The sequence below is a fragment of the Luteibacter sp. P4_E6 genome, assembly GCF_056401535.1.
In genome coordinates this window covers 1-1,415 of sequence record NZ_JBFUJE010000773.1, presented here as the reverse complement: position 1 = coordinate 1,415, position 1,415 = coordinate 1, and the positions used below count along the sequence as shown (strand labels likewise).

Sequence of the window (1,415 nt, the reverse complement as noted above, 5' to 3'; positions counted from 1 at the left end):
CTGGACAAGCAAATTCTGTCGGAAGTCATTCGAAAAAAAATCTGAGGCCAGGCCGCCGCCGGGACGTTGCTGATTGGGTCCATGAGCAATTTCAGGTGAGCGCCCGACGCGCATGCGGACTGGCCGGGATTCAGCGCGCGACGTGGTACTACAAGAGCCAGGCCAAGGATCAGTCGGCACTGCGCATGCGCATCCGAGACCTGGCCCAGGCCCGCCCTCGATTTGGCTACGAGCGCATCACGGTGATGCTGCGCCGCGAGGGCTGGTCGGTGGGGCGTAAACGTGTCCACCGACTGTATTGCCTGGAAGGCCTGCAGCTGCGCATGCGTCGTCGCCGGCGCAAGGTCATCAGCTTGCATCGGGGGCCGACGCCCGCGCCGACGGCCGCTCACCAATACTGGGCGATGGATTTCGTCTATGACCAGCTCGTCAGGGGAAGGCCGTTTCGAGTGCTGACGGTGATCGATAAGTGGAGTCGTGAGAGTATCTTGCTGGAGGCCGATTTTTCGTTGAACGGTCGACGCCTCATCGAAGCGTTCGATCGACTGGGTCCGCAGCATCCGCTGCCCCGGGCGATCACGGTAGACAACGGCACCGAATTCACCTGCAAGGTCGTTGACGAATGGACGTACAACCATGGCATCCACTTGGACTTTATCCGCCCGGGACGTCCGACGGAGAACGGTATGATCGAATCATTCAACGGTCGCTTGCGGGATGAGTGCCTCAACGTGCATGCGTTCGAATCGATCGAGGATGCGCGGCAAAAACTGGAAGCCTGGCGGAACGACTACAACCAGCATCGACCCCACGGATCGCTTGGTCATCTGACCCCGAGCGAGTACGCACTGAAAGGTCAGGAAGCAACGTCAAAAGCGGCCCGACTCTAGTTTAAACGTGTAGGGAAAATGGGACGACGTCAAGACCCACGATGTGCAAGGGCTAATTGTCCGACAGATCGCTGCGACGCTGAAGCAGGTCGAAGGCGGGAGGCAGGTCAAGAACATGTGCCGAGATATGGGCATTTCCGAGACGACCTACTAGACCTGGAAATCGAAGTACGGCGGCGTGGAGGTGTCGGATATTCATCACCTGCGTGACAGGGAAGCAGAGCACAACCAGCTCAAAGCGCATGTATGCGGATATGGCGATGTAGAACCACGGGCTTAAGGATCATCGCAAAAACGCTGTAGACCCGGCGCATAAGCGCCCGCTCATCACTGGGCTGATGGAATGCCACGGATGAAGCTAGTGCACGGCATATGAGGCACTAGCTTCTCGCGATCTACGTCGCGCTACGACGCTCGCCTAATCGCGACGAGCCCGTCATCGCGTTTTTAGCGGAGCTGGCTGAGCGATTCCCTGAGCGCCGCTTCGACAAGTAATTCCAGACCAACCGCCGGCGTGGCCTGCCG

At 59.0% G+C, this 1,415-nt stretch carries 1 protein-coding gene and 1 pseudogene; both read left to right on the top strand.

Annotated elements, in window-relative coordinates; all coding sequences use genetic code 11:
• A partial coding sequence (locus AC1DT2_RS23365; RefSeq protein ID WP_477299065.1) for an IS3 family transposase occupies positions 1 to 890 on the top strand: 890 nt, incomplete at its 5' end.
• A gap of 43 nt (positions 891 to 933) precedes the next feature.
• A pseudogene (locus AC1DT2_RS23360) lies at positions 934 to 1,382 on the top strand (transposase); the annotation flags it as partial.
• Positions 1,383 to 1,415: the final 33 nt, after the last annotated feature.